The following is a 23,894-nucleotide window of genomic DNA, read 5'->3' as shown; positions in this document are numbered from 1 at the left end:
CAGTGATGCCTTGCACTTTTTTTCTGCAAGCTCTTTCGCGGCGCTTACATGGCTGTTACGTTTCCGACGCCCGGCGGCCGCAACGGCGCAGTCGGCACGACAGCAGGAGCGGCAGACGGGGCCGTCACCTGCACCACACGGGCTTTTCACCCTCAAGGAGAACTCATGCGGCGTGGCATAGCGGCCACCGCGCTGGTGGCGTCCCTCGCTCTCGCGGCGACGGCCTGCGGCGGAGACGGCGACAGCGGCGACAAGGCCGACGGTCCGGTCACCCTCACCTGGTGGGACACCTCCAACGCCACCAACGAGGCGCCGACGTACAAGGCCCTGGTCGAGGAGTTCGAGGCGGCCAACAAGAACATCAAGGTCAAGTACGTCAACGTCCCCTTCGACCAGGCGCAGAACAAGTTCGACACCGCCGCCGGTTCCAAGGGCGCCCCGGACATCCTCCGCTCCGAGGTCGGCTGGACGCCCGCCTTCGCCAAGAAGGGCTTCTTCCTGCCGCTGGACGGCACCGAGGCCCTCGCCGACGAGAGCAAGTTCAAGCCCAACCTGATCGAGCAGGCCAAGTACGAGGGCAAGACCTACGGCGTCCCGTTCACCACGGACACGCTCGCCCTCGTCTACAACAAGGAACTGTTCGAGAAGGCCGGCGTCGAGGCCCCCAAGACCTGGGACGACCTGAAGAAGGCCGCCGCCACGATCAAGTCGAAGACCGGCGTCGACGGCTACTGGGGCTCCACCCAGGCCTACTACGCCCAGTCCTTCCTCTACGGCGAGGGCACCGACACCGTCGACGCCGAAGCCAAGAAGATCACCGTGAACTCCGCCGAGGCCAAGAAGGCCTACGGCACCTGGCTGGACCTCTTCGACGGCAAGGGCCTGCACAAGGCCGACACCACCGCCGACGCCTACGCCCACATCCAGGAGGCGTTCGTCAGCGGCAAGGTCGCCTCGATCATCCAGGGCCCGTGGGAGATCACCAACTTCTACAAGGGCTCGGCGTTCAAGGACAAGGCGAACCTCGGCATCGCCACCGTCCCGGCCGGCTCCTCCGGCGAGGCGGGCGCCCCGACCGGCGGCCACAACCTCTCCGTGTACGCCGGCTCCGACGCCGCGCACCAGGAGGCCGCGCTGAAGTTCGTCAACTTCATGACCTCCGCGCACGCCCAGGAGACCATCGCGCTGAAGAACTCCACGCTTCCCACGCGCGACGACGCCTACACCGACGAGGTCAAGGCCGACCCGGGCATCGCCGGCTACCAGACGGTGCTCGCCGCCGCCCAGCCGCGCCCGGCGCTGCCGGAGTACAGCTCCCTGTGGGGTCCGGTGGACACCGAGCTGCTCGCCATCGCCGGCGGCAAGAAGTCCCTGGACGAGGGCCTGAGCAGCGCTGAGACCGCCATCGCCAAGCTGGTGCCGGACTTCAGCAAGTGATCGTCCGTGGCCGCCGGGTCCCGCCCGACAGGGGAGGGACCCGGCGGCCACCGGCCTGTGGCCTGGCCCAACCGTGATCTCCCAGAAGGTGTCGAAGAACCATGACAGTCGCCATCGACCGCGCCACCGGCAAGCGCCGCGGTGACCGCGCGCCGCGGCCCGGGCTGGGCCAGCGCCTGAAGCACTCGTACCACAAGCACTGGTACGCCTACGTGATGATCACGCCGGTGATCGTCGTGCTCGGCGTCCTCGTGCTGTACCCCCTGGGCTACGGCTTCTATCTGACGCTCACGGACGCCAACAGCCTCAACACGGCCCGCACGATCGGCGCCAACGAGATCGAGGCCACCTACAAGTTCATCGGCCTGGACAACTACGCCGACATCCTGTGGGGCGAGACCGCCTACGAGCGGTTCTGGTCGCACTTCATCTGGACGATCGTGTGGACGGCCGCCTGTGTCGCCCTGCACTATTCCATCGGCCTCGGTCTCGCCCTGCTGCTCAACCAGCAGCTGCGCGGCCGCACCCTGTACCGGCTGATCCTGATCCTGCCCTGGGCCGTGCCGACCTTCGTCACCGTCTTCGGCTGGCGCTTCATGCTCGCCGACGGCGGCGTCATCAACTCCTTCCTGGAGACGCTCCACCTGCCCACCCCGCTGTGGCTGGAGGACACCTTCTGGCAGCGGTTCGCCGCGATCATGGTCAACACCTGGTGCGGTGTGCCGTTCATGATGCTCTCGCTGCTCGGCGGACTGCAGTCCATCGACAACACCCTCTACGAGGCGGCCGAGATGGACGGCGCGACCAAGTGGCAGCAGTTCCGCTACGTCACCCTGCCCGGCCTGCGCTCGGTCAGCTCCACCGTCGTGCTGCTCGGCATCATCTGGACCTTCAACCAGTTCGCCATCATCTTCCTGCTCTTCGGCGACACCGCCCCGGACGCCCAGATCCTCGTCACGTGGGCCTACTACCTCGGCTTCGGACAGCAGCCGCGCGACTTCGCGCAGTCGGCCGCCTACGGCATGCTGCTGCTCGCCATCCTGATCGTCTTCACCTCCTTCTACCGCCGCTGGCTGAACCGCAATGACCAGCAGCTCGCGATCTGAGGCAGGAGTTCTTATGAGCACCACTACCGTTGAGACCTCCGCCGAGGCGAAGAAGGAGATCCGTGTGGCCCCCACCCAGGGCAAGGCGATCCGGCGCGGTGAGCGCAGTCTCGCGGGCTCGCTCGTCTCGCACGGCATCCTGATCGTCGCGAGCCTCGTCGCCCTCTTCCCGATCGCCTGGCTGGTCTTCCTCTCGCTCGGCCCGGACAAGGACGACTACCTTCACCCCGGTGGCATCTGGGGAAAGATGACGCTGGACAACTACTCGTTCGTGCTGCAGGAGACGAACTTCTTCCACTGGCTGTGGAGCACGCTGATCGTCTCGCTCGGCACCACGGTCATCGGCGTGATCATCGCCGCGACCACCGGGTACGCGGTCTCGCGGATGCGCTTCCCGGGCTACCGGAAGTTCATGTGGGTCCTTCTGGTCACCCAGATGTTCCCCATCGCCGTGCTCATCGTGCCGATGTACCAGATCCTCTCCGACCTCCAGCTGGTCGACAGCTACCTCGGTCTGATCCTGGTCTACTGCTCGACCGCGGTGCCGTACTGCGCCTGGCTGCTCAAGGGCTACTTCGACACCATCCCGTTCGAGATCGACGAGGCCGGACGCGTCGACGGGCTGAACCCCTTCGGCACGTTCCTGCGGCTGATCCTGCCGCTCGCCAAGCCCGGCCTGGCGGTCGCCGGCTTCTACAGCTTCATCACCGCCTTCGGTGAGGTCGCCTTCGCCTCGACGTTCATGCTGTCCGACACGAAGTACACGTTCGCCGTCGCTCTGCAGACCTTCGTCAGCGAGCACGATGCGCAGCGGCAGCTGATGGCCGCGACCGCGGTTCTGATCGCGATACCTGTCTCCGCGTTCTTCTATCTCGTGCAGAAGAACCTGGTGACCGGCCTTACCGCGGGCGGCACGAAGGGCTGACCTCGGGGCGGTGGTCGTGTGCGGCGCCGTTGTGGCTTGTCGCGCAGTTCCCCGCGCCCCTGAGGACGTACCCCTTCCGGAAACTCGAGACGGCCGCGTGGCCATCCGACCCCGCTGCCACGCGGCCGTCTCGGCAGTACCGCCGCCCGCCGTACGCACTCCTGACCCGATGACCCCGTTCGACCTCTCAAGGACGCCATGAGCCAGCACTCCGCCGACCCGGCACCGACCTCCGCCGTAACCACCGTCGCCCATCGCCGCGACTGGTGGCGGGACGCGGTGATCTACCAGGTCTATCCGCGCAGCTTCGCCGACAGCAACGGCGACGGCATGGGCGACCTGGAAGGCGTACGCTCCCGACTCCCGTACCTGCGCGACCTCGGCGTGGACGCCGTGTGGCTGAGCCCCTTCTACGCCTCCCCGCAGGCCGACGCCGGGTACGACGTGGCCGACTACCGGGCCGTCGACCCCATGTTCGGCAGCCTCCTGGACGCCGACGCGCTGATCCGCGACGCCCATGAGCTGGGCCTGCGCATCATCGTCGACCTGGTGCCCAACCACTCCTCCGACCAGCACGAGTGGTTCAAGCGGGCGCTGCGCGAGGGCCCCGGCTCCGCGCTGCGGGACCGCTACCACTTCCGGCCCGGCAAGGGCGCGAACGGCGAACTGCCGCCCAACGACTGGGAGTCGATCTTCGGCGGCCCGGCCTGGACGCGGGTCACCGAACCCGACGGCACGCCCGGCGAGTGGTACCTGCACCTGTTCGCGCCCGAGCAGCCCGACTTCAACTGGGACCACCCGGCGGTCGGCGACGAGTTCCGTTCGATCCTGCGGTTCTGGCTGGACATCGGCGTCGACGGCTTCCGCATCGACGTGGCCCACGGCCTGGTCAAGGCGGACGGTCTGCCCGACCTCGGGGCCCACGATCAGCTCAAACTGCTGGGCAACGATGTCATGCCGTTCTTCGACCAGGACGGCGTGCACGCCATCTACCGGCAGTGGCGCATGATCCTCGACGAGTACGCCGGCGAGCGCATCTTCGTGGCCGAGGCCTGGACCCCGACCGTCGAGCGCACCGCGAACTACGTTCGCCCCGACGAGCTGCACCAGGCCTTCAACTTCCAGTACCTCAGCACCGAATGGGACGCCGAGGAGCTGCGCACGGTGATCGACCGCACCCTGGAGGCGATGCGCCCGGTGGGCGCCCCGGCCACCTGGGTGCTGTCCAACCACGACGTGACCCGCCACGCGACCCGGTTCGCCAACCCGCCCGGTCTCGGCACCCAGATCCGCACCGCGGGCGACCGCGAACTGGGTCTGCGCCGCGCCCGCGCGGCCACGCTCCTGATGCTCGCGCTGCCGGGTTCGGCCTACGTCTACCAGGGCGAGGAGCTGGGTCTGCCGGACGTCGTCGACCTGCCCGACGAGGTCCGCCAGGACCCGGCGTACTTCCGGGGCGAGGGCCAGGACGGCTTCCGCGACGGCTGCCGGGTGCCGATCCCGTGGACCCGCGAGGGTTCCTCGTACGGCTTCGGCAGCGGCGGCAGCTGGCTGCCCCAGCCGCCCGTCTGGGGGGAGTTGAGCGTGGAGGCGCAGTCCGGCACCCCGGGCTCGACCCTGGAGCTGTACCGCGCGGCCCTGGCCGCCCGCCGCGACCACCCGGACCTGGGCGCCGGGGACGCGGTGGAGTGGCTGAAGGCCCCCGAGGGCGTCCTGGCGTTCCGCCGGGGAGAGTTCGTCTGTGTCGCCAACACGACGGGCGAGTCCATCACCACCCCGGTCCACGGCCGCCTCCTGCTCGCCAGCGGCGAGGTCGCCGAGGTGGAGGGCGAGGCCAAGGTCCCCTCCGACACCACGGTGTGGTGGACCACGGCCTGACGGTCACGCACCACGGAGGGCCCGCTTCGGCGGGCCCTCCGTCATGTCCGGTCTTCAATGAAATTTCTTGCCGACGGTTTCAAGACTCTTGCTGTAAACGTTTCGTTAGCGGTACGTTCCGCGGACACCAGGCAAGGACGCCTGCTGTCCCCACAAGGAGTACCCCGTGATATCGAGATGGTCCGTCACCGCGACCGCGACCGCGCTCGCCGCCACGGCGGCCGGAGCTCTGGTCCCCGGCACCGCCCATGCCTCCCCACCCGGCACCAAGGACGTCACCGCGGTGATGTTCGAGTGGAACTTCGCCTCCATCGCAAGGGAATGCACCACCACCCTCGGCCCCGCAGGCTACGGCTACGTCCAGGTCTCCCCACCTGCCGAGCACATCCAGGGCGCGCAGTGGTGGACGTCGTACCAGCCGGTCAGCTACAAGATCGCCGGTCGGCTCGGTGACCGTGCGGCGTTCCGGAACATGGTCAACACCTGTCACGCGGCCGGGGTGAAGGTCGTCGTCGACACCGTCATCAACCACATGTCCGCGGGCAGCGGCACCGGCACCGGCGGCTCGTCGTACACCAAGTACGCCTACCCCGGCCTGTATTCCTCCTACGACTTCGACAACTGCACCGCGCAGATCACCAACTACGCGGACCGCGCGAACGTGCAGAACTGCGAACTGGTCGGCCTCGCCGACCTGGACACCGGTGAGTCCTACGTCCGCGGTGCCATCGCCGGGTACATGAACGACCTGCTCTCCCTCGGCGTCGACGGCTTCCGTATCGACGCGGCCAAGCACATGCCGGCCGCCGACCTCGCCAACATCAAGTCGCGGCTGACCAACCCGAGCGTGTACTGGAAGCAGGAGGTCATCTTCGGCAGCGGAGAGGCCGTCCAGCCCACCGAGTACACCGGCAACGGCGACGTCCAGGAGTTCCGCTACGCCTACGACCTCAAGCGGGTCTTCAACAACGAGAACCTCGCCTACCTGAAGAACTACGGCGAGGGCTGGGGCTACCTGAGCAGCGGCGTCTCCGGTGTCTTCGTCGACAACCACGACACCGAGCGCAACGGCTCCACGCTCAGCTACAAGGACAACGCCACCTACACCCTGGCCAACGTCTTCATGCTGGCCTGGCCCTACGGCGCCCCCGACATCAACTCCGGCTACGAGTTCACCGACCACGACGCCGGCCCGCCCAACGGCGGCCAGGTGAGCGCCTGCTGGCAGAACGGCTGGAAGTGCCAGCACGCCTGGCCGGAGATCAAGTCCATGGTCGCCTTCCGCAACGCCACCCGCGGCCAGGCCGTCACCAACTGGTGGGACAACGGCGCCGACGCCATCGCCTTCGGCCGCGGCAGCAAGGGCTACGTCGCCATCAACCACGAGCCGGGCAGTCTGACCCGCACCTACCAGACCTCCCTCCCGGCCGGCACGTACTGCAACGTGCAGAACAACACGACGGTGACCGTGAACTCCAGCGGTCAGTTCTCCGCCACCCTGGGCGCCAACACCGCCCTGGCGATCTACGCCGGCAAGTCCAGCTGCTGAGCCGGAGCGGCCTTCAGGGCTGAAAGCTCTTGCCAATCATTTCAGGACTCTTGCTGTAACGCTTACGGCGGCGATACGGTCGCGCGGGGTCGGACCCAACAGAGCCGTATCGCAAGGAGTTCACGTCAGTGATACCTAGATGGTTGGCGCCGCCCAGGCGTCGTACCGCGTATGCCGGACGGGTCGCCGCGGTCACCGTGACCGCGCTGGCCGCGGCGCTCGTCCAGCCCCTCGCGGCCGGGGCCGACACCCCGCCCGCGCCCCCCTCCGACGCAACGCTGGCGGCCGAGCCCGCCCGGCACGACGTCACCCGCGAGCAGTTCTACTTCGTGCTCCCGGACCGCTTCGCCAACGGCGACACCGGCAACGACAGGGGCGGCCTGACCGGTTCGCGCCTGGCGACCGGCTACGACCCCACCGACAAGGGCTTCTACCAGGGCGGTGACCTCAAGGGCCTGACGAAGAAGCTCGACTACATCAAGGGCCTCGGCACCACCTCCCTCTGGATGGCGCCGATCTTCAAGAACCAGCCCGTGCAGGGCACCGGGGCCAACGCTTCGGCCGGCTACCACGGTTACTGGATCACCGACTTCACCCAGGTCGACCCGCACTTCGGGACCAACAAGGACCTGGAGACCCTGATCGCCAAGGCGCACGCCAAGGGCATGAAGGTCTACTTCGACGTCATCACCAACCACACGGCGGACGTCGTCGACTACGAGGAGAAGTCCTACGGCTATCTCGCCAAGGGCGCCTTCCCGTACCTGACGAAGGACGGCGAGCCCTTCGACGACGCCGACTACGCCGACGGCTCCGCCGGGTTCCCGGAGACCGACGCCGACTCCTTCCCGCGCACCCCGAAGGTGTCCGAGAACAACAAGGTCCCGTCGTGGCTCAACGACCCGACGATGTACCACAACCGGGGCGACTCCACCTTCGCCGGTGAGAGCTCCGCCCACGGCGACTTCTCCGGCCTCGACGACCTGTGGACCGAGCGTCCCGAGGTTGTCAGCGGCATGGCGAAGATCTACCAGCGGTGGGTCAGGGACTTCGACATCGACGGCTTCCGCATCGACACCGTGAAGCACGTCAACATGGAGTTCTGGACCCAGTGGGCCACCGCCCTGGACTCCTACGCGGCCAAGCAGGGCCGGGACGACTTCTTCATGTTCGGCGAGGTCTACTCCGCCGACACCGACGTCACCGCCCCGTACGTCACCGAGGGCGGCCTCGACGCCACGCTGGACTTCCCCTTCCAGGAGGCGGCCCGCCAGTACGCCTCCCAGGGCGGCAGCGCACAGCGGCTGGCCTCGGTCTTCGCCGACGACTACAAGTACACGACCGGCAAGGCCAACGCGTACGAGCAGGTCACCTTCCTCGGCAACCACGACATGGGCCGCATCGGGTACTTCCTCAACCAGGACGACAAGGACGCCACCGACGCCGAGCTGCTGAAGAAGGCGAAGCTCGCCAACGAGCTGATGTTCCTCAGCCGCGGCAACCCGGTCGTCTACTACGGCGACGAGCAGGGCTTCACCGGCGCCGGCGGCGACAAGGACGCCCGCCAGACCCTGTTCGCCTCCAAGACCGCCGACTACCTGGACGACGACCAGATCGGCACCGACCGCACCCACGCGAGCGACGCCTACGACACCGGTGCGCCGCTCTACCGGCAGATCAGTGCTCTCGCGAAGCTGCGCAAGGCCCACCCGGCCCTGACCGACGGCGTCCAGACCGAGCGCTACGCGGCCGACGGCGCGGGCGTCTACGCCTTCTCCCGCTTCGCCACCGACACGACGGAGTACGTCGTCGCCTTCAACAACGCCGACGAGGCGAAGTCGGCGACCTTCGCGACCGGTTCGGCTGGCATGCGCTTCACGGGCATCCACGGCACCGAGGACTCCCTGAGGAGTGACGCCGAGAAGAAGCTCACCGTCACCGTCCCGGCCGGCTCGGCGATCGTCCTCAAGGCCGCGGGCCGGCTCACCGCCCCCGCCGCCAAGCCGGCGCTCACCCTCGAGGCCCCGGCCGCCGGCGCCACCGGCACCGTGGAGATCTCCGCCGACATCGACGGCGGTCAGCTCAACCGGGTCGTCTTCGCCGCCCAGACCGGTACCGGCAAGTGGCGCACGCTCGGCTCCGCCGACCACGCCCCCTACAAGGTCACCCACACCATCGGCAAGGACGTCGCACCCGGCACCGCCCTGCGCTACAAGGCGGTCGTGATCGACTCCGCCGGGCGCACCGCCTCGGCGACGGCCGCGTCCACCACCGGCACCCCGCCGGCCGCGGAGATCCCGACCGCCACCTCCCGGGACTACGCGATCGTCCACTACAAGCGCACCGACGGTGACTACACCGACTGGGGCCTGTACGCCTGGGGCGACCTCGCGGACGGCGAGGCCACCGAGTGGCCGGACAGCCACCCCTTCATCGGCCGGGACGCCTACGGCGCCTTCGCGTACGTCAAGCTGAAGCCCGGCGCCGCCGGCGTCGGCTTCCTGGTCATCGACAAGGACGGCAACAAGGACGTCTCCGCCGACCGCACGATCGATGTCACCAAGACCGGGGAGATCTGGATCGAGCAGGGCAAGGAGGACGTAGTGACCGAGCGGCCGGAGTACCCGGCGCAGGACACCTCCAAGGCCGTCCTGCACTACCACCGCGCCGACGGCGACTACGACGGCTGGGGCCTGCACGTCTGGACCGGCGCCGCGAACCCCACCGAGTGGTCCAACCCGCTCAAGCCGGTGCGGACCGATGCCTTCGGCGCGGTGTACGAGGTGCCGCTCACCGAGGGTGCCGGCAGCCTCAGTTACATCATCCACAAGGGCGACGAGAAGGACCTCCCCTCCGACCAGTCGCTGGAGCTGACGGCCAACGGCCACGAGGTGTGGCTGCTGAACGGCCAGGAGAAGTACCTCCTGCCGCAGCCCGCGGGCAGCGCGGCCGCCCTCGACCTGACCACCTCCAAGGCGGTCTGGATCGACCGGAACACGGTCGCCTGGAACGGCTCGGACGCGGCCGCCTCCACCCAGCTGCTGTACTCGCGCACCGGCTCCATCGCCGTCGAGGACGGCACGCTGACCGGCGCCGACCAGCGCTGGCTCCGGCTGACCAAGAGCACGCTCACCGACGCCCAGAAGGCGAAGTTCCCGCACCTGAAGTCGTACACCGCCTACTCGGTCGACCCCCGTGACCGCGACCGGGTCCGTGAGGCCCTGCGCGGCCAGGTCGTCGCCTCCCAGCGCGCGGTGAACGGCGCGGTGCTCGCGGCGACCGGTGTGCAGATCGGGGGAGTGCTGGACGACCTCTACGACGGCACGCGGGCCGACCTCGGCCCGACCTTCCGCAAGGGCCGCCCGGCGCTGGCCGTCTGGGCGCCGACCGCGCAGTCGGTCAAGCTGGAGATCGGCGGCTCCACCGTCGCCATGAAGCGCGACTCGGCCACCGGCGTCTGGTCCGTCACCGGCCCCGCGTCCTGGAAGAACAAGCCCTACCGGTACGTCGTGAAGGTGTGGGCGCCCAGCGTCCGCGAGGTCGTCACCAACAAGGTCACCGACCCCTACTCCCTCGCCCTGACCGCCGACTCCGAGCGCAGCCTGCTCGTCGACCTCGCCGACAAGTCCCTGACCCCGGCGGGCTGGAGGACGTACACCAAACCCAGGGCCGTTCCGCTGCGGGACGCGCAGATCCAGGAACTGCACGTCCGGGACTTCTCGGTCGAGGACCGCACCGCGTCGGACCCCGGCACCTACCTCGCCTTCACCGACAAGCTCAGCGACGGCTCCCGGCACCTGCGCGAGCTGGCCGAGGCGGGCACCTCCTACGTCCACCTGCTGCCCGCCTTCGACATCGCCACCATCCCCGAGAAGAAGGCCGACCAGGCGACCGTCGACTGCGACCTGGCCTCCTTCCCGGCCGGTTCCGACCGGCAGCAGGAGTGCGTGGCGAAGATCGCCGCGAAGGACGCCTACAACTGGGGCTACGACCCGTACCACTACACGGTCCCCGAGGGCTCCTACGCGACCGACCCGGACGGCACCGCCCGCAACGTCGAGTTCCGCAAGATGGTCAAGGCGCTGAACGAGGACGGCCTGCGGGTCGTCATGGACGTCGTCTACAACCACACCGCCGCCAGCGGCCAGGCCGCCACGAGCGTCCTGGACCGGATCGTGCCCGGCTACTACCAGCGGCTCCTCGCCGACGGCTCGGTCGCCAACAGCACCTGCTGCGCCAACACCGCGACCGAGAACGCCATGATGGGCAAGCTGGTCGTCGACTCGATCGTCACCTGGGCCAAGGAGTACAAGGTCGACGGCTTCCGCTTCGACCTCATGGGCCACCATCCGAAGGAGAACATCCTCGCGGTCCGCGAGGCCCTCGACGCCCTGACCCTGGAGAAGGACGGCGTCGACGGCAAGAAGATCATCCTGTACGGCGAGGGCTGGAACTTCGGCGAGGTCGCCGACGACGCCCGCTTCACCCAGGCCACGCAGAAGAACATGGCGGGGACGGGCATCGCCACCTTCTCCGACCGGGCCCGCGACGCCGTACGCGGCGGCGGACCCTTCGACGAGGACCCCGGCGTCCAGGGCTTCGCGTCCGGCCTGTACACCGAGCCCAACTCCTCGGAGAACAACGGCACCACGGCCGAGCAGAAGGCCCGGCTGCTGCACTACCAGGACCTGATCAAGGTCGGTCTGTCCGGCAACCTCGCGACGTACCGGTTCACCGACACCGACGGCAAGGAGGTCACCGGCGCCGAGGTCGACTACAACGGCCAGCCGGCCGGATACGCGGACGCGCCCGGCGACGCCCTCGCCTACGCCGACGCACACGACAACGAGTCCCTGTTCGACGCCCTCGCCTTCAAGCTGCCCACCACGGTCGGCGCCGACGACCGGGCCCGCATGCAGGTCCTCGCCATGGCGACCGCCACCCTCTCGCAGGGCCCGGCGCTCTCCCAGGCCGGCACCGACCTGCTGCGCTCCAAGTCGCTGGACCGCAACTCCTACGACAGCGGCGACTGGTTCAACGCGATCCACTGGAACTGCGCCGACGGCAACGGCTTCGGCCGCGGACTGCCGATGGCCGCCGACAACCAGTCCAAGTGGCCGTACGCCACCCCGCTGCTCGGCACGGTGAAGGTCGGGTGCGAGCAGATCGACGGCGCCTCGGCGGCGTACCGGGACCTGCTGCGGATCCGGTCCACGGAGGCCGCCTTCTCGCTCGGCTCGGCCGAACAGGTGCAGTCGAAGCTGGCCTTCCCGCTGTCCGGGAGGGACGAGACGCCCGGCGTGATCACCATGACGCTCGGCGACCTCGTGGTCGTGTTCAACGCGACGCCCGAGACGCAGGAGCAGCGGATCGCCGAACTGGCAGGAAAGGGATACGCGTTGCACGAGGTGCAGGCCGCGGGCGCGGATCTTATCGTCAGGACATCGTCGTACGAGAAGGAATCCGGGACCTTCGCCGTTCCGGGGCGCACGGTGGCAGTCTTCTCGCGAACTGCCTGACATCGCACTAAGTTGGGTGGAGCGGTCCCTGTCCGGGGTCCGCTCCACCCTCTCTGCGTTCTGAGGGCCACCGGTGATGGACGGTAACGACCAGCGGCCGAGCGCGACCACCGTGATGGTCGTGGACGACGTGGCGGCCAACCGATACGCCATGGGCGCCGTGCTGCGCCGCGCCGGTCACCGGGTGGTGCCGGTGGCGAGCGGCGGCGAAGCGCTCTACGAACTCGAGGCGCGACTGCGGGGCGGGGCCCTGCCCGATGTGGCGCTCGTGGACGTCGGACTGCCCGACATGAGCGGCTTCGAGCTGTGCCGCCAGGTGCGGGCCCGGCCCTCCACGGCGGATCTGCCCGTCGTCCACTTCTCCGCCGCCGCCATTGGCCCGGGCGACCGGTGCATGGGCCTGGACGCGGGCGGCGACGCCTATCTGAGCGTGCCGGCCGAACCCCAGGAGATCCAGGCCGTGGTGCGGGCGGCGGTGCGCGGCGCGCGCCGCCGCGGCGGCTTCGAACTCCTCGCGCACCGGCTGACCCTGCTGTCCGAGGCGATCGTCACCGTGCAGGCCGCCCGCTGCCCGCGGGAGCTGGCCGAAGCGGCCGCCGAGGGCGCGGCCCGGATCACCGGCACCGACGCCGTCGTCTTCGTCCTCGGCCCGAACGGCGAGATGGACTCGGGCACGTCCAGGAGCCGGCTCGCGATGCCGGACGCCACCGCGCACGAGGCGGTGGCCCGGCTCGTCACCCGGATCGCCGAGGGCCGCACCGGAGTGCACAGCACCGTCGTGCCCGCCCCGCTGTGGCCCGCCGGGTTCTTCCGGTCCGGCCGGCAGGACGACGCCCGGCTGGTGCTGGCGTTCACCCAGGAGGGGCGGACACCGGTGTGCGTGGCCACCCCGGCCCGGCACACCCCGCTGGACGACGTGTCGCTGCTCCGGCTCGCCCAGGCCACCGCCTTCGCCGCCGAACCGCTGTTCATGTACCGGGCGGAACGGCACATCGCGCTCACCCTCCAGCGCAGCTTCCTGCCCGCCCCGCGGCGCCTGCCTCCGCTGCCCGGCGTCGACCTCGTCGTGCGGTACGTGCCCGCCACCCGGGAGACCGAGATCGGCGGCGACTTCTACGCCGCCCTGCGCACCCCGGACGGCATTCTCACCGCGGTCGGGGATGTCGTCGGGCACTCGCTGGAGGCGGCCACGGTGATGGTCGAGATCCGGCACGCCCTGCGCGCCTACTGCGTGGAGGACGGCGATCCCCGGGTGCTGGCGGAGCGGCTCGACCGGATGCTCCAGCACTACCACGCCGAGGTCACGGCGACCGTCTGCCTGGTGCTGACCGACCCCGACTCCGGGCGCCTGCGGATCGCCAACGCGGGCCACATCCCGCCGCTGGTCCTGCGCGAGGACGGCGACTCCGAGTACGTGCAGGTGCGCGGCCCGCTGCTCGGCCTCGGCCTCGACCGGCCCGAACCCACCGAGGTGAAGCTGGCCGCCGGCGACCGCCTCCTGATGGTCACCGACGGTCTGATCGAGACCCGCGGAGTCGACCTCGCCGTGTCCATGGACCAGCTCCGCACCGCCGCGAGCGCGGCCCCGGCGGATCTCGCCTCGCTGTGCGACACCCTGCTGGGCTGCTTCGGCCATGAGCGGGAGGACGACATCGCGATGCTGGCGCTGCGGCTAGGGTGAGCGGTGTCGCCGTAGAACAGGAGTGCCCATGCCACAGATCCTCGTCACCCGGACCGGGCGGGACGATGTCGACTGGGAGGGGTTCGCGAGCGCGCTGCACCAACTGGTCGTCGAGAAGGCCGCCGCCCGCCTGGAGGCGTGCAAGACGCAGGTCGTGCGCGGTGAGGACGTGGCGGTCGGCGCCGACACCGAGGGCCACGGCCTGGTGCATGTCTCGATCGGCCTGCTCGCCGGACGCACCGACGAGACGAAGGCGGAACTCACGGAGGCGGTGGTGGACCTGCTGCGCAAGTTCGTCGAGCCGGAGGACGGCTACCGGATGCAGGTCTCCGCCGAGGTCCGCGACCTCGACCCCTCCTACCGCAAGGGCGAGATCTAGGACGCCAGGGTGATGAGCCGGGCGGCCAGGTCGCTGAAGGGGCCGTCGGCCGGCTCGTCCTTCAGGACGCGGCGCAGCAGCGCCGTCATCTCCTCGTCGAAGGCGGCGCTCACGGCGGCCAGCGCGGCGAAGTCGTGCACCAGCTGCACCTCCAGCTCGGCGCGCGGGATGCGCCGGCCGTCCAGCCAGATCAGCGCCGTCGACTCGGCCAGCGAGATCCAGGACCGGACGACCAGTTCCAGCCGCGCGGGCGGGTCCTGCACCCGCAGATGCGACAGGATCTGGACGTACGCGGCCTGCCGTACGGAGTCGATGAGCGCGTTCGTCGTCGACGAGCCGACCGCCGGGCCGCCGCGCATCAGCGCCGAGAAACCGGGGCCGTGCTCGTCGACGAAGTCGAAGTAGCGGCGCATCACGCGCAGCAGCCGCGCCCCCAGCGGACCCTCCTGCGGCTCCACGAACCGGGACGCCAGATCGTCCGAGGCCCGCTGCAACGCGGCCTCGTACAGGCTCAGTTTGCCGGGGAAGTAGTGGTAGACCAGCGGACGGGAGATGCCCGCGGCCGACGCTATCTCGTCGATGGAGACCTCGTCGGGCGAGCGGCGGCTGAACAGGTCGAGGGCGACGCCGATCAGCTGCTGCCGTCGCTCCTCGACGCCCATGCGGCGGCGCACCCCGGTACTCATACGAACACCTTACCGATCGGATTCGGCCCCCGAACGGGCCGCACCGGCCAAGGATGTTCACATGTCCAGCACCAGGCGCTCACCGCGTGCCCGCGACACACAGATGAGCATCGAGTCGTCACGCTCCGCGTCCGTCAGCAGCTCGTCCCGGTGGTCCACCGCGCCCTCCAGCACCCGCTGTTGGCAGGTCCCGCAGAAACCCTGCTCGCAGGAGTACAGGGTGTCCGGCAGCTCGGCCCGCACGGCGGCCAGCACGGACGAGCCGGCCGGGACGGTCAGCACCCGTCCGCTGCGCCGCAGTTCCACCTCGAACGAACCGTCGCCGCCGGCCGGGGCGCGGGGCGCGAACCGCTCCGTACGGACCCGCGGCGCCCGCTCCGCCACCGCCGCCATGAGCCCTTCGGGACCGCAGCAGTAGACGGCGGCCTCCTCGGGCGCCGCCGCGAACAGCCGGTCCAGATCGGGCAGTCCGTCGTCGTCCTCGGCGACCACGGTCACCCGGCCCTGCCCGGCGTCCAGCTTCTCGACCTCCTCCAGGAACGGCATCGAGGCCCGCGTCCGCCCGCCGTACAGCAGCCGCCAGTCGGTGCCCTCGGGCAGCGCCCGCAGCATCGGCAGGATCGGCGTGATCCCGATGCCCCCGGCGACGAAGACGTAACCGGGCGCCGCCACCAGCGGGAAGCGGTTCCGCGGCCCGCGCACCTCCAGCTCGACACCTTCCTGCACCTGTTCGTGCACCTCGCGCGAACCGCCCCGCCCGTCCTCGACCAGCCGGGCGGCGACGGTGTACGAGGAGGTGTCCTCCGGGTCCCCGCACAGCGAGTACTGCCTCACGAGCCCCGAGGGCAGCACCAGGTCCAGATGGGCGCCGGGCTCCCACCGGGGCAGGTCGTGCCCCTCCAGACGCAGCTTCACGACCCCGTCGGCGATCGTCTCGTGCGCGGTCACCAGCAGCCGCAAGGCCCGGCTCCGGGGCCGCCCGGAGACCGGCTCGTCCAGCGCCGGCATCGGCCACAGCGGCGAGGCCTCGATACGGCGGCGCAGGGCCCGCCTCGCGAGCAGCGCCGCGCCCGCGACGACCACGACCGTGCTGAGCCTCGGCATCACTTGCTCTCCTTCTCGGGGGCGACGGGGGCGACGGTGGCGGCAGCGGCCACGGCGGCAGGGGAGGACGCCAGATAGGCGACCGCCTGCTCGGTGGAGCCCTCCTGGGAGGGGTGGTACTCCCGGCTCAGATAGCGGGGGATCGAGCGGAGCATGTCCCCGGTGGAGGGCAGCACCCCGCGCCGTCCCCGGACGTAGAAGGCCCGGAAACTCGCCCTGCCGTCCAGCAGGGTCGGGTCGTTGGCCATGAAGAAGCGGGCCCCGCGCTGCCACAGGAACACCAGCGCCGTGAACGCCGTCGCCCACGTCCGCACCCGCCGCCGGTAGCCGCCGTCGACATGCAGGAACAGGTCGAAGGCCACGGACCGGTGCTCGACCTCCTCCGCGCCGTGCCAGCGCAGTAGGTCCAGCATGGTGGGATCGGCGCCCCGGCGGTCCAGTTCCCCGGCGTTGAGCACCCAGTGGCCGAGGAACGCGGTGTAGTGCTCGATGGCCGCGATCAGCGCGACCCGCTCCATCAGCCACCAGCGCCTGGCCCGGCCCGGCGGCAGGGTCCGGTCCCCGAGCAGCTTCTCGAAGAGCCAGTCCACCTGCGCGGTGTACGGCGTCGGATCGAGCCCCTGCTCCTTCAGATGCGGCAGGACCTCGTCATGGGCCTGGGAGTGCATCGCCTCCTGCCCGATGAACCCGATGACGTCCTCGCGCAGCCGCTCGTCCCGGATGTAGGGCAGCACCTGCTTGTACACGTGCACGAACCACCGCTCACCCGCGGGCAGCAGCAGGTGCAGCACATTGATGGTGTGCGAGGTGAACGGGTCACCCGGCACCCAGTGCAACGGGGTGCCGTCCCACGAGAAGGACACCTTGCGCGCCTTGAGCGCGGTCCACTCGTCCTCGACGGGCAGGGGCCCCCGGGCCTGCTGGTCAGACCTGGCCTTGTTAGACATGGCGTCAATGTACTGACGGGTAAGTCCGAGGGAAACCCTCCTGCACCGACTTCTTGCCGCCCTCGCGATCTAGCCGAGCGCGTTGATGGCCCGCCCGTCCTCGAGGGTGCCCTTCAGCTCGGCCTGCGCCCCCTGCCGGGTCTTCGCCGCCAGCACCGAGCCCTCGGCGGTCGCGCTCACTCCGCCCGTCGTCCGGATGGACTCCGTGTCCCGGCTGCCCGCCGCCAGCACGTACCAGGCCCCGCCCTGCGACTTCCACAGCACCCCGGCCAGCACATGCGGATCGCGCGGACCGCACGCCGGGACGTTCTCGGCCTTCGCGGCCACCGCCCCGTGGGTGCCGCCCGGCGTACGGAACTGGGCCAGCACGCGTGTGCCGCCGCCCCGCCAGGTCTCGGCGCGGGTGCACGCCCAGTCGGCCGTGCCGCTCGCGTCCGGCAGCGGCTGACTCGCGTACTCCCAGGCGTTCACCGTCCGCACCCCCTGCGCCCGCACCGCCGACAGCGAGCAGGCGTACGGCGCCCAGGTCCGCAGCTCCTCGGCGCCGGAGGCGTCCTTGACCGAGCCCGGGCGGCCGGTGGTCAGCCGGGCCGGGACCAGCTCGCCGAGGTCCGACATCAGGCGGGTGCCGTCGCCGTCGGTCACCTGAAGGACGTTCCAGGAGGTGCAGTTCGACTGCTGGGCGGCCGGGCTGGCCAGCGGTGCGGTCACCCCGTCGGTCAGGGGGAGCGCCATCGCCCCGGAGCCCGGCTTCAGCAGGTCCCGCTCGGCGGCCTTCTTCACCCACGGCGCCATCAGATAGCGGACGTTGACGTCGGCCCGCCCCAGCACCACGGCGTTCGCCTCGGCACCGGTGGCGTTGTCGACCCGCGCGAAGTCCATGGCGGCACCGGCCGTGCCGTCCTTGGGCTCGGCGTAGCGGGCGATGCGCAGTCCGTCGTAGAGGATCACCACGCGTGCGCTGTCCACTGTGCCCGCGTACAGCAGTTGCGGCGGGCCCGCGGGGCCGCCGGAGAAGGTGCCGGGGGTGACGGAGACACTGACCGTCCCGCCGGGGCGGGCCCACACGGCGAGGGCCCGGCGCAGCAGCGCCCGGTCGTCGGTCAGCTCGCCGCGCGCGGGCCAGACGGAGAAGTCGCGGCGGGACGCGGACTGCCAGGCGGCCGGCGGGACCTTCAGCAGCCGTTTCGGGTCGAGGGCGGCCTCGGCGGCCGGGTTCCGCGCGTACGAGGGCGCCGCCGCGCCGTCGGGGCCCCAGCCCTCACCGGGCAGCCCGAGCAGCGCCCCGCACACCACCAGCGCGGCACCGGCGACCAGCGCGGCCCGCATGTGCTGCCTGCGCCGCATCAGATCGGTGGGCCGGGCCTGGAGCGAGCAGGGGTCGAACTCGGGGGAGTCCAGCAGCGGATACTCGGCGGGCAGGTCGTCCGCCTCCTCCAGCGCCTCCTCCACGTCCTCGACCCCGGCCGCCGTCAGCAGCTCGCGTACGTCGCCGTCGGGCAGCTTCTCCAGACCGCGCAGGACGTACGCCGCGCGCCCCGGGCCGGTCAGCGCCGAGAGCCGCTGGTCCAGGGCGAGTTCGTCGGCGCCGCCCGAGCGCGGGAAGAGCCGCAGGCCCCACACCTGGGGCAACAGCGGCGGCAGTTGGGACCGCTTCGGCCAGGCCTTGCGGGCCAGCGGCAGGCCCGCCTCCAGCGCCGTCCGCACCACCTGGAGGCGGACGAAGGCGTACCCGGGGTCGCCCGGCCTGCCGGTCGACTGGGCCGGGATCACGGCGGCGGAGGTCCGGCCGCGGGGCAGGGCCCGCTGGGTGAGGGCGTGGGCGGTCAGGACCCGGCGGTTGCGGCCGAGCCCCGGCGGCAGCACCAGATAGGCGAGCCGGACCAGCCGGGGATAGTGCTCGACGAGCGCGGCCTCGGCCTGTTCGACGTCGACGACGGGGCCGGTGGCGGAGGAGGGCGTGGGGCGCGGGGCGACATCCTGTGACTGCACGTCCAGCCAAACGAGCGACCCGTTGGTTGGTCACCGCCGCCCGGGTGACCTCAGCCGCCGGGCTCCACCAGGGCCCGCGCGTAGTTCGCCATCGACCGCTGGTAGCGCGGCAGATGGGCCGCGAGCGCGCCCAGCACCAGGGAAAGCCCCTCGCGGTCCCGGCCGAGGCTGGACAGACACAGCGCGAGGGTGGCCCGTACCGCGTCGTCCAACTCGTCCGAAGGTGCGTGCAGTTCGGGCGTCAACAGCGCGACGCCCTCCTCGGCCCGCCCGATGTTCCGCAGCGAGCTGGACAGCTGGATCTTCGCCCGGCGGCCCCGGTAGCCGGTGAGCCCGCGCGCCAGGGCCTCCTGGTACAGCGGCACGGCCCGGTCGGGGTGGCCCGTGGAGTCCCAGGCGCAGGCTCGCTCGAAGGGGCCGAGGGGGCTGTCGTCCGGGAGTTCGGCGACCAGGGCGTCGATCACGTCCCGGAAGGCGTCCGCCTCCTCCTCGGCGTAATTCTCGAAGCCCGCCCAGGCGGCCGTTACGCGGTCTTCCCAGTCCTGATTCACCGCAGCACTCTCGCACGCGGGCGGGCACCGGGGCAGCGGTATTTTGAGTGCTCCGCGCGCGGGAGCCGTATCCACCGGGAGGCCCCTGTATGGAGGAACTGATGAAGGTGACCCGACCGATGCTCGCGGCGGTGGCGGTGCTGACGCTCGCGGGGTGCGGCTCCGGCGGTGACGAGGCGGCCGTACCGCAGACGGCGTCCGGCAGCCTGGAGCAACTGGCCGCAGAGGTGAAGTGCGCGCCCGACATACAGACCGACGCCGACGAGATCCGGCAGGCCATCTGCAAGAACCCCGACGGCAGGTTCATCCTCGCCACCTTCGCCACCGACCGCGGCCAGCGCGAGTGGATCAACGGCGCGAAGGACTACGGCGGTCACTACCTGGTCGGCCGCAAGTGGGTGGCCGTGGGCGACGAGACCAGCACCCTGACGTCGCTGCGCGAGACGCTCGGCGGGGACATCGAGGAGGGCACGGACCACTCGGTGCACACCGGCGGCCACTGAGACACGCGAAGGCCGGCGGTGAGGAATCCTCACCGCCGGCCTTCTTCATGGCGCCACCGGCAGCGGTGTCACTGGCAGCGCTGGCCGTTGTTGATGCAGTTGACCATCTTGTTCATCAGCCTCGTGGAGAAGAAGTTGATGAAGTCGTTGTGGTCGGTGATCGGCTTGTGCAACTGCTCCGGGAAGGTGTCCACCGCGTACGGGTTCACTACCTGGCCGTTCTCGATGGTCGGCGGCGGAACGTCGTAGACCAGCCGGACCTGGAGCTGGGGGATCGCCTTGAAGCCGTTGGCGCAGGTGCCGTCGGCCTGGACGAACGCCACATGGGTGCGGTGGTTGGCGCTGTCGATGTTCTGGCCGTCCCAGCAGCTCTGGAAGTTGGTCGTGCGGACCACGTCACTGCCCTCGGGGCAGATCGGGTACTTGTCCTTCAGCTGGACCCGGTTCTCGAAGCCGGTGCAGCTCCAGTTGACGTTGGCGTTGGCGTTGCCGTTGACGAAGGCCTTGGCGTCGCCGGTGATGATGCGCAGCGCCTGCGGCATCGCGACGACCGGACCCCGCTTGTTGCCGACGAACTTCAGCTGGGCCTGGACGGGTTCGAGGATCTTGCCGACGTTGCCCTCGGTGCCGCCACCGGCGTTGTTCTGGTCGAAGTCCTGCGTACCGTCCTGCAGACGCAGCACCGGCCAGAAGTACGACGACCGGTCGCCCTGGTTCTGGCAGGTGGTCTGCGCCCCCGCCAGGTCCTGGTCGCTCGCGAAGGCGTCGTTGTTCTGGTTGCCGACGTAGTCGTGCAGGTGGTGGGCGCCGTTGCTGACACCCGGGGCCACGATCACGTTGTCCGTGTTGTGGTTGTCGTTGCTGTTGGTGCCGCACTTCGTGGTGAAGCTGCCGCGCGAACCGGACCTGCCGTTCGCCTTCAGACCGTTGGCGCCGACCCCCGGCTGGGCGTTGGCCTGCACCTGGGTGATGTCGACGAAGTCGTCCGCGGTCGGGCCGTTGCCGGCCTGTCCGCCGTTGCCCTGGTCCTGGCCGTCACCTTGATCCTGGCCGTCCCCCTCCTGGCCCTGGTCCTGACCGCCGTCGCCGCCCTGGTCCTGGCCGGTCCCGCCGTCGTTGGTCTGCGGCTGATCGGCGGGCGTGCCGGTGCAGCCGGACAGGTTGTCCAGGTCCTCCGAGGCGTTGCCGCCGACGCGGTTGATCTCCAGCTGGATGCGGTCGATGAGGACCTTCCGCCGGTCCTTGAGCGGCTGGAGGATGGCGTTCTGGACGAAGGCGGCGTCCCGGGCCTGGGCGTCACGCGTCGTCGCGAGCCGCTGGTAGGCCTCGGTGATCTGCTGGTCCATCGTGGCCAGTTCGCCGTCGACCTCGCCACGCGCCTGACCCGGCACCTCGGTGAGTTTCTGGCCGACGTCCGGGCAGTCGATGGTGGCGATCTGCGCGCCGGCGGACCTCGTCCGGTTCTGGTCCGGGCCCGACTCGTGCGCGGATGCGTAGAAGTTCGCCCAGATCAGCCCGCCCCCACCGAGCGCTAGGGCCGCCGATGCGGCAATGGCCTTGGTGGCCAGCGGCGTACGGCGTTTTCGTGTGTTGCGTCCCATGGAACTCCTCTGACTTCCTTGCGGGGCAGCGAGGCGCCCGACAGGAGTGAAGCGGCTTCCTTCCATACGGACGCAGTCCCACGGGTGTTCAGCAGTCCCACGAATTTCACCGCAACTGCCCTTCGGCGCTTGTCATTTCACCGCCCTTGGTCCAGATAGGCGAGAACCGCCAGGACGCGGCGATTGTCGTCGTCCGACACCTCCAGATCCAGTTTGGCGAAGATGTTGGAGGTGTGTTTGGCGATGGCCCGTTCCGTGACGACGAGCTGGCCCGCGATGGCCGCGTTGGTCCGTCCCTGCGCCATCAGCTCCAGCACCTCCCGCTCGCGCGGGGTGAGCCGGTCCAGCGGCCGCCGGTCCTCCGCCGCCCGCCGGGTCAGCAGCTGCTGGATCACCTGCGGGTCCATCGCGGTCCCGCCGGCCGCGACCCGCCGTACGGCGTCCGTGAACTGCTCCGCGTCGAACACCCGGTCCTTGAGGAGATAACCGACCCCGCCGTCGCCGTCGGCGAGCAGTTCACGGGCGTAGAGCTGCTCCACGTGCTGGGAGAGCACCAGCACCGGGAGGCCGGGCCGGTCCCGGCGGGCCTGCAGCGCGCACTGGAGGCCCTCGTCGGTGTGCGTGGGCGGGAGCCGCACGTCCACCACGGCGACGTCCGGCTTCAGTTCGGCCAGCGCCCGCTGCAGCTCCGGTCCGCTCTCGACGGCCGCCGCGATCTCGAAGCCGTGTGCCTGGAGGAGCCGGACGAGTCCGTCGCGCAGCAGGAACAGGTCTTCGGCTAGGACAACGCGCAAGGGAGCTCCATGGTGACCAGGGTGGGACCGCCCGCGGGGCTGCTGACGGCCAGGACGCCGTCGAATGTACCCAGTCGGCGCTCCACCCCGGCCAGCCCCGAACCGGCGCCGATCACCGCGCCGCCCTTGCCGTTGTCGGTGACCGTGGCCCGCAGCATGCCCTCGCCGTGATGCAGGTCGATCCAGATCCGGTCGGCGCCGGAGTGCTTGACCGCGTTGGTGAGGACCTCGCTGACGGCGAAGTACACGGCCGACTCCACCGGCGCCGGTGCCCGCCCCGGCAGCTCCACCGTCACCTCGGTGGCCACCGGCAGCCGCAGCGCCAACGCCCGTACGGCGTCGCCCAGTCCGCGTTCGGCGAGGACCGGCGGATGGATGCCGCGCACCAGGTCGCGCAGTTCGGCGAGCGCGTCGACGGAGGACTTGCGGGCCTGCGCGAGGAGCTGCCTGGCCTGCTCGGGGTCCTTGTCGAGGAGCATGTCGACGGTGCTGAGGTCCATGCCCATCGCCACCAGCCGGGCCTGCGCCCCGTCGTGCAGGTCGCGTTCGATGCGGCGCAGTTCGGCGGCGGAGGTGTCGACGGCGTCCCGCCGGGTCTCGGTCAGCACGCGCACCCGCTCGGCGAGCCGGCCCTGGTTGGAGGCGAGAACCGCCCGGGTGAGCGTGAAGTGGGTGTGCAGCAGCCGGGTGGTGTAGAAGTGCGCGAGCACCAGGAACCCGGCGGCCAGCACGGCCGCGCCGAACGCCGAGGCCTGCCCGGTGATCGGCACGAATCCGTACCAGTACCCGTCGGGGAAGATCCGCCACAGCCCCAGCGCCAGCGCGAATCCCTCCAGCGGGTACAGCACGAGCACCGCCGGGAGCAGCGCGGTGACGAAGCCGACCGTCATGTCGAACGGCAGCCACCGCAGATCCCGCCAGGTCGCCGGGTCCCGGAGCATGGCGAAGGTGCGGGTCCAGGGGTTGGCGTCCGGCGGTATCGGCCGGTACGCCGGGGGGATCCGCACCCCGCCCCACCGGGCCGCGACGAGCCGCCGCCAGTCGGCGAACGCCCGCACCCCCGTGAGCACCCACGGCGTGGTGACGATCCCGACGCCGATGGGGATCAGCGCGATGGACACCAGGGAGAGCGTGAAGCAGAGCACCGCCCCCGGCAGCAGCACCAGCGCCAGCCCCAGTCCCCGTACCGCCGCGAGCATCATGCCGCGGGCCCTGCTGTGCGTCTCTGTGGTGGTCATGGCG

General features: G+C 70.4%; 17 protein-coding genes. 9 read left to right on the top strand and 8 right to left on the bottom strand.

From position 1 onward, the window contains the following. Nucleotides 1-165 precede the first annotated feature (165 nt). The 8 genes from ACWD11_RS06480 (at nt 166) to ACWD11_RS06445 (ending at nt 14,474) form a co-directional block, all read left to right on the top strand. Nucleotides 166-1,437, top strand: coding sequence for an extracellular solute-binding protein (locus ACWD11_RS06480; RefSeq protein WP_389416392.1), 1,272 nt, complete (start codon nt 166-168; stop codon nt 1,435-1,437). Between the two features lie 101 nt (nt 1,438-1,538). Beyond that, nucleotides 1,539-2,543 (top strand): carbohydrate ABC transporter permease, encoded by a 1,005-nt coding sequence (locus ACWD11_RS06475; protein WP_389416393.1) that lies wholly within the window; start codon nt 1,539-1,541, stop codon nt 2,541-2,543. A gap of 13 nt (nt 2,544-2,556) precedes the next feature. Beyond that, complete coding sequence (locus ACWD11_RS06470; RefSeq protein ID WP_389416394.1) at nt 2,557-3,468, top strand: sugar ABC transporter permease; 912 nt, start codon at nt 2,557-2,559, stop codon at nt 3,466-3,468. A gap of 198 nt (nt 3,469-3,666) precedes the next feature. Continuing rightward, nucleotides 3,667-5,346 (top strand): glycoside hydrolase family 13 protein, encoded by a 1,680-nt coding sequence (locus tag ACWD11_RS06465; RefSeq protein ID WP_451281613.1) that lies wholly within the window; start codon nt 3,667-3,669, stop codon nt 5,344-5,346. A gap of 166 nt (nt 5,347-5,512) precedes the next feature. Further along, complete coding sequence (locus ACWD11_RS06460; protein WP_451281611.1) at nt 5,513-6,895, top strand: alpha-amylase; 1,383 nt, start codon at nt 5,513-5,515, stop codon at nt 6,893-6,895. Between the two features lie 128 nt (nt 6,896-7,023). Then, nucleotides 7,024-12,414 carry a pullulanase-type alpha-1,6-glucosidase gene (gene pulA, locus ACWD11_RS06455; RefSeq protein ID WP_451281610.1) on the top strand — a complete coding sequence of 1,797 codons (5,391 nt, stop codon included), beginning with the start codon at nt 7,024-7,026 and terminating at the stop codon, nt 12,412-12,414. A 76-nt stretch (nt 12,415-12,490) separates the two neighbouring features. Then, nucleotides 12,491-14,095 (top strand): SpoIIE family protein phosphatase, encoded by a 1,605-nt coding sequence (locus ACWD11_RS06450; protein ID WP_451281608.1) that lies wholly within the window; start codon nt 12,491-12,493, stop codon nt 14,093-14,095. A 28-nt stretch (nt 14,096-14,123) separates the two neighbouring features. After that, nucleotides 14,124-14,474 carry a 5-carboxymethyl-2-hydroxymuconate Delta-isomerase gene (locus ACWD11_RS06445; protein ID WP_389416399.1) on the top strand — a complete coding sequence of 117 codons (351 nt, stop codon included), beginning with the start codon at nt 14,124-14,126 and terminating at the stop codon, nt 14,472-14,474. On the opposite strand, the gene ACWD11_RS06440 is transcribed toward ACWD11_RS06445, so the two are convergent. The 5 genes from ACWD11_RS06440 to ACWD11_RS06420 all read right to left on the bottom strand — a co-directional run bounded on the left by ACWD11_RS06440 (nt 14,471) and on the right by ACWD11_RS06420 (nt 19,754). Next, nucleotides 14,471-15,160, bottom strand: a complete 690-nt coding sequence (locus ACWD11_RS06440; protein ID WP_389416400.1) for a TetR/AcrR family transcriptional regulator — start codon at nt 15,158-15,160, stop codon at nt 14,471-14,473. The two genes, ACWD11_RS06445 and ACWD11_RS06440, sit on opposite strands and share 4 nt — an antisense overlap. Before the next feature lie 57 nt (nt 15,161-15,217). Further along, nucleotides 15,218-16,264 (bottom strand): PDR/VanB family oxidoreductase, encoded by a 1,047-nt coding sequence (locus tag ACWD11_RS06435; RefSeq protein ID WP_451281605.1) that lies wholly within the window; start codon nt 16,262-16,264, stop codon nt 15,218-15,220. Continuing rightward, nucleotides 16,264-17,211: a metal-dependent hydrolase gene (locus ACWD11_RS06430; RefSeq protein WP_389416402.1), complete on the bottom strand. Its 948-nt coding sequence runs from the start codon at nt 17,209-17,211 to the stop codon at nt 16,264-16,266. The genes ACWD11_RS06435 and ACWD11_RS06430 overlap by 1 nt, the downstream gene beginning before the upstream one ends. Nucleotides 17,212-17,280: 69 nt before the next feature. Next, nucleotides 17,281-19,203: a hypothetical protein gene (locus tag ACWD11_RS06425; protein ID WP_451281603.1), complete on the bottom strand. Its 1,923-nt coding sequence runs from the start codon at nt 19,201-19,203 to the stop codon at nt 17,281-17,283. A gap of 50 nt (nt 19,204-19,253) precedes the next feature. Continuing rightward, nucleotides 19,254-19,754, bottom strand: a complete 501-nt coding sequence (locus ACWD11_RS06420) for a tetratricopeptide repeat protein (protein WP_451281601.1) — start codon at nt 19,752-19,754, stop codon at nt 19,254-19,256. 101 nt (nt 19,755-19,855) lie between these two features. On the opposite strand from ACWD11_RS06420, the gene ACWD11_RS06415 reads away from it, so the two are divergent. After that, nucleotides 19,856-20,257 carry a hypothetical protein gene (locus ACWD11_RS06415; RefSeq protein WP_451281599.1) on the top strand — a complete coding sequence of 134 codons (402 nt, stop codon included), beginning with the start codon at nt 19,856-19,858 and terminating at the stop codon, nt 20,255-20,257. 68 nt (nt 20,258-20,325) lie between these two features. Here ACWD11_RS06415 and ACWD11_RS06410 read toward each other — a convergent pair whose 3' ends face one another. The 3 genes from ACWD11_RS06410 to ACWD11_RS06400 all read right to left on the bottom strand — a co-directional run bounded on the left by ACWD11_RS06410 (nt 20,326) and on the right by ACWD11_RS06400 (nt 23,890). Continuing rightward, on the bottom strand, nt 20,326-21,858 hold the full coding sequence (locus ACWD11_RS06410; RefSeq protein WP_389416406.1) for a DUF1996 domain-containing protein: 1,533 nt from the start codon (nt 21,856-21,858) through the stop codon (nt 20,326-20,328). A gap of 137 nt (nt 21,859-21,995) precedes the next feature. After that, nucleotides 21,996-22,652, bottom strand: a complete 657-nt coding sequence (locus tag ACWD11_RS06405) for a LuxR C-terminal-related transcriptional regulator (RefSeq protein WP_389416407.1) — start codon at nt 22,650-22,652, stop codon at nt 21,996-21,998. Continuing rightward, nucleotides 22,637-23,890: a sensor histidine kinase gene (locus ACWD11_RS06400; RefSeq protein WP_389416408.1), complete on the bottom strand. Its 1,254-nt coding sequence runs from the start codon at nt 23,888-23,890 to the stop codon at nt 22,637-22,639. Before ACWD11_RS06400 ends, ACWD11_RS06405 begins: the two co-directional genes overlap by 16 nt. Nucleotides 23,891-23,894 lie beyond the last annotated feature (4 nt).

The sequence above is a fragment of the Streptomyces sp. NPDC002776 genome (genome assembly GCF_053592195.1).
The sequence above is the reverse complement of the archived record's forward strand: the minus strand, read 5'-3'. Positions and strand labels throughout refer to the sequence as shown.